Annotated in this window: 5 protein-coding genes; 2 read left to right on the top strand and 3 right to left on the bottom strand. The window is 71.7% G+C overall.

Features of this window, described 5'->3' with window-relative positions; genetic code table 11:
• On the bottom strand, positions 1-278 hold a 278-nt coding region (locus JNW89_RS28690; protein ID WP_238451477.1), incomplete at its 3' end, for a hypothetical protein.
• Between the two features lie 157 nt (positions 279-435).
• Complete coding sequence (locus JNW89_RS28685; RefSeq protein ID WP_238451476.1) at positions 436-1,863, bottom strand: UDP-glucose/GDP-mannose dehydrogenase family protein; 1,428 nt, start codon at positions 1,861-1,863, stop codon at positions 436-438.
• Between the two features lie 249 nt (positions 1,864-2,112).
• On the opposite strand from JNW89_RS28685, the gene JNW89_RS28680 reads away from it, so the two are divergent.
• Complete coding sequence (locus tag JNW89_RS28680; protein WP_238451475.1) at positions 2,113-3,276, top strand: acyl-CoA dehydrogenase family protein; 1,164 nt, start codon at positions 2,113-2,115, stop codon at positions 3,274-3,276.
• A gap of 49 nt (positions 3,277-3,325) precedes the next feature.
• Here the strand turns inward: JNW89_RS28680 and JNW89_RS28675 are convergent, their stop codons facing one another.
• Entirely contained in the window at positions 3,326-3,991 is a 666-nt protein-coding gene (locus tag JNW89_RS28675; RefSeq protein ID WP_238451474.1) for a hypothetical protein, read from the bottom strand.
• Between the two features lie 23 nt (positions 3,992-4,014).
• On the opposite strand from JNW89_RS28675, the gene JNW89_RS28670 reads away from it, so the two are divergent.
• Positions 4,015-4,441: acyl-CoA thioesterase (locus JNW89_RS28670; protein ID WP_238451473.1), on the top strand; the 427-nt coding region annotated here is incomplete at its 3' end.

Here is a 4,441-nt window from a genome sequence, read left to right as displayed (position 1 = left end):
TTGCGGGCGGGAGCGACCCGGCGTGGCGGGTGGCCTGGCCGGTCCGCTCCTGCACCGGCGTGGGCGAGGATGTCGCGCTGGAAGAGGGCGGCCTGCATCTTGGCGGCGATCTGCCGCTGCTCGGCGAGGATGGCCGCCTCGCGCGCCTTCATCTCCGCGATGGACCGCTCGATCTCGGCCAGGTGTTCCCGCCACTGCGGCTGCTCGGCGCCGCAGTGCGGGCAACGGGCGGCCGGCTGTATCTGCCGCCCGCACGAGGAGCACTGAAAGCTCTCCACGACACCCCTCCACCCGGCCGGCCCGCACTGTGGACCTCCAGTGTCGAGCATGCCCTGACCCGCCGCGGATTTCGACACCTGGCGCTGGCGATTCGGCACAACGACGAGCGCCGGCCGGGAAGCGGTGCTTCCCGGCCGGCGCGTCGGCGCGTACCCGTCAGGGGCGGCCCATGCCGCGGTATTCCCAGCCGGCCTGGGTCCACAGTGTGGAGTCGAGGCAGTTGCGCCCGTCGACCACCTTGCGCCCGGCGGCCAGCTCGCCGAGGACGACCGGGTCGGCGTTGCGGAAGTCGGCCCACTCGGTGAGTACGCAGACCAGGTCGGCGCCGGTCACCGCGTCGTTCATGCTGGCCTCGTAGGTCAGCTCGGGGGCCACCCGGCGGGCGTTCTCGGTGCCCTGCGGGTCGTACACGTGCACGTCCGCGCCGGACTTGGCCAGCAGGGCGGCGACGGCGAGCGCCGGGGCGTCGCGGACGTCGTCGGTGTTGGGCTTGAAGGTGGCGCCCAGCACGGCGATCCGGGTGCCGGAGAAGTCCGGTCCGGCCGGGCCGGAGCGGCGGCCGAGCAGGTCGGCGGCGAGCTGGAGGACCCGGGTACGGCGGCGGAGGTTGATCAGGTCCACCTCGTGCAGGAAGCGCAGCGCCTCGCCGGCGCCCAGCTCCTGCGCCCGGGCCTGGAAGGCGCGGATGTCCTTGGGCAGGCAGGCGCCGCCGAAGCCGAGCCCGGCCTGGAGGAACCGGTTGCCGATGCGCGGGTCGTACCCGATCGCCCGGGCCAGCTGGGTGACGTCGCCGCCGGCGGCCTCGCAGACCTCGGCCATCGCGTTGATGAAGGAGATCTTGGTGGCCAGGAAGGCGTTCGCGGCGACCTTGACCAGCTCGGCGGTGGCGAAGTCGGTGACCACCAGGGGCACCTCGCGGTCCTCGGTGGCGGCCAGGTCGAAGACGCCCTTGTGGGCGGCGTAGAGCATGCCGTTGGCCCACTCGGTCTTGACGCCGACCACGATCCGGTTGGGGCGCAGCACGTCGTCGACGGCGAAGCCCTCCTGGAGGAACTCGGGGCTCCAGGCCACCTCGACGCCCAGGTCGGTCGGGGTGTGCTTGCCGACGAGCTGCTCCACCCAGTCGGCGGTGCCGACCGGGACGGTCGACTTGCCGACGATCAGCGCCTTGCGGGTCAGGTGCTGGGCCAGGCTGGTCACCGACGCCTCGACGTACGACAGGTCGGCGCCCATTCCGTCGGCGCGCTGGGGGGTGCCCACGCAGATGAAGTGCACGTCGCCGAAGTCGGCGACCTCGCCGATGTCGGTGCTGAACCGCAGCCGACCGGCGGACAGGTTGCGCCGGAGCAGCTCGTCCAGGCCCGGCTCGTGGATCGGGACCTCGCCCGCGTTCAGCTTGGCGATCTTGTTCGCGTCGACGTCGAAGCCGAGGACCTCGTAACCCAGCTCGGCGTAGCAGATGGCGTACGTCGCGCCGAGGTAACCGGTCCCGAGGAAGGTCACCCGCGGTCGCGGGGCACCCGAGGGCGGCGTCACCGGGGTGATGGCCGGTACCGGCTGGATGTTCGGGTACGGGATCGTCACGGCCTGTCTTCTCCGCTCGCACTGGCGGCGCGTCGCTGCGTCGCGTTCGGCTGGGGCGCCGTTGGCCGGCGCCGAGGGAACTTTGTCGTCTTGTGTGAGGGTAGTTGTGCCGTGTCGACGCCTGTCGTGCGCGAGCCTACCCGCCGGTAAGGTCCGGTCGGACCTGGTAGCTATCCTTCAGTCTGCGGCAGTCGGCGGACTCAAAACGCCACAGACTGCGCATGATAGCGGTGAAAGGGGAGGGCCGACATGGCCGCAGAGCAGTCGTTCGACGTCTACCGGTTGCCGGAGGAGCACGAGGCGATCCGGGAGGCGGTCCGTGAGGTCTGTGCCGCGAAGGTGGCCCCCAACGCCGCCGAGGCGGACGAGACCGGCGAGTTCCCCAAGGCGTCCTACGACGCGCTGCGGGCCGCGGACTTCCACGCCCCGCACATCCCCGTCGAGTACGGCGGCGCCGGCGCGGACGCGCTGGCCACGGCCATCGTGATCGAGGAGGTGGCCCGGGCCTGCGCCTCGTCCTCGCTGATCCCGGCGGTGAACAAGCTCGGCACCATGCCGCTGATCCTGGCCGGCTCCGAGGAGCTCAAGCAGAAGTACCTGACCCGGGTCGCCTCGGGCGACGCGATGTTCTCGTACTGCCTCTCCGAGCCGGAGGCGGGCAGCGACGCCGCGTCGATGACCACCCGGGCGGTGCGCGACGGCGACCACTGGGTGCTCAACGGCGTGAAGCGGTGGATCACCAACGCGGGCGTGTCGGAGTACTACACCGTCTTCGCTGTGACCGACCCCACAGCCCGATCCCGGGGCATCTCCGCCTTCGTGGTGGAGAAGGCCGACGCCGGCGTCAGCTTCGGCGCGCCGGAGAAGAAGCTCGGCATCAAGGGCTCGCCGACCCGCGAGGTCTACCTCGACAACGTCCGGATCCCGGCCGACCGCATGATCGGCGCCGAGGGCACCGGCTTCGCCACCGCGATGAAGACCCTGGACCACACCCGGGTCACCATCGCCGCGCAGGCCGTCGGCATCGCCCAGGGCGCGCTCGACTACGCCAAGGGGTACGCGGCCGAGCGCAAGCAGTTCGGCAAGGCGATCGCGGAGTTCCAGGGCATCCAGTTCATGCTCGCCGACATGGGCATGAAGCTGGAGGCGGCCCGGCAGCTCACGTACGCCGCCGCCGGCAAGTCCGAGCGCGGCGACGCCGACCTGACCTACTTCGGCGCGGCGGCCAAGTGCTTCGCCTCCGACGCCGCCATGGAGATCACCACCGACGCGGTGCAGCTGCTCGGCGGCTACGGCTACACCCGTGACTACCCGGTCGAGCGGATGATGCGGGACGCCAAGATCACCCAGATCTACGAGGGCACCAACCAGGTGCAGCGCATCGTGATGGCCCGTCAGCTCCTCAAGGGCTGACGACGACGAGTCGGGCGGGCGGGCCGGTTCTCGCCGGCGCCCGCGGCCGTCAACGGTTGTCGGTGCTGTCGCTCCCGGCCCCGTAGCGGGGCGGCGCGGTCCACGGTGACTCCGTGCCGCTGCGCCGGGGCAGCGGCTCGGTGGGGGTGCCCACGTCCGGGTAGCCGAGGGTGAGCGGGGCGGTTTCCTGCTCGCTCCGCGCCCCGGACGGCGGCCAGTCGCCGAGCGTGAAGGTGTTCTCCGGCGGTGTGTCGTCGGCCGGGGTCAGCTCCGCCCCGGTCGACGGCGCCGCCGGCCACGGTCGCCACCGCTGCACGCTGAAGGTCGCCATCAGCAGCAGCAGGCCGATCAGGAACAGCGTGCCGTTCCGCACCGGCTGGTCCAGCGGCAGCGGGTCCCCGAGGACCTTCCAGCCGTCCGGAATCTTGTCGAGCACGGTGAACGGGGCGATGAACATCCCCACGTACGGGATGACCAGCAGCAGCCCGGCGACGAGGGGGCCGAGCGGCGAGATGCGCAGGGTGCCGAGCAGACCGAGCAGGATGCCGGCGACGCCGAGGTAGACGGCCGGCTCGATCAGGTTCGGCGTGCTGTACGTACCGATCTCCACCCAGCGGTTCACGGTCCGACCCGACCCGTCCTGCCCGAGAGTGATCAGCACCCAGGTGATGGGCGCCACCACCAACCCGGCGAGGAAGCTCCAGAGATGTCGCATCCGCGCACCGTACCGTTTCCTCCATGACCGAGCACCCCTCCGCCGCCCCGCCGGGCAAGCCCACCTCGTACTCCCGGGTCACGTTGAGCCGCATCATGACCGCCGTCGACGTCAACCTCTACGGGACGGTGCACGGCGGGGTGCTGATGAAGTTCGTCGACGACGTGGCCGGGGCGGCCGCGGCGCGGCACAGCGGAGGCACCGCCGTCACCGCGGCCATCGACGAGATCGTCTTCTCCGAGGCGGTCCGGGTCGGCGATCTGGTGCACGCGCACGCCCAGGTGAACTGGACCGGGCAGACCTCGATGGAGGTGGGCGTCCGGGTGGTCGCCGAGCGCTGGGACTCGGCCGAGGACGAGCCGGTCCGGGTGGCCACCGCGTACCTGGTCTTCGTCGGCGTCGACGTGGGCGGCGCGCCCCGGGCGGTCCGGCCGGTGCTGCCGGAGACCC

The organism is Micromonospora sp. 4G55 (assembly GCF_016803375.1).
This window is presented reverse-complemented; position numbering and strand designations above follow the sequence as displayed.

Excerpts from the sequence above, each read along its gene's own strand:
- JNW89_RS28680 (WP_238451475.1), top strand. The coding sequence starts at position 2,113 with ATGGCCGCAGAGCAGTCGTTCGACGTCTACCGGTTGCCGGAGGAGCAC.
- JNW89_RS28675 (WP_238451474.1), bottom strand. The coding sequence starts at position 3,991 with ATGCGACATCTCTGGAGCTTCCTCGCCGGGTTGGTGGTGGCGCCCATC.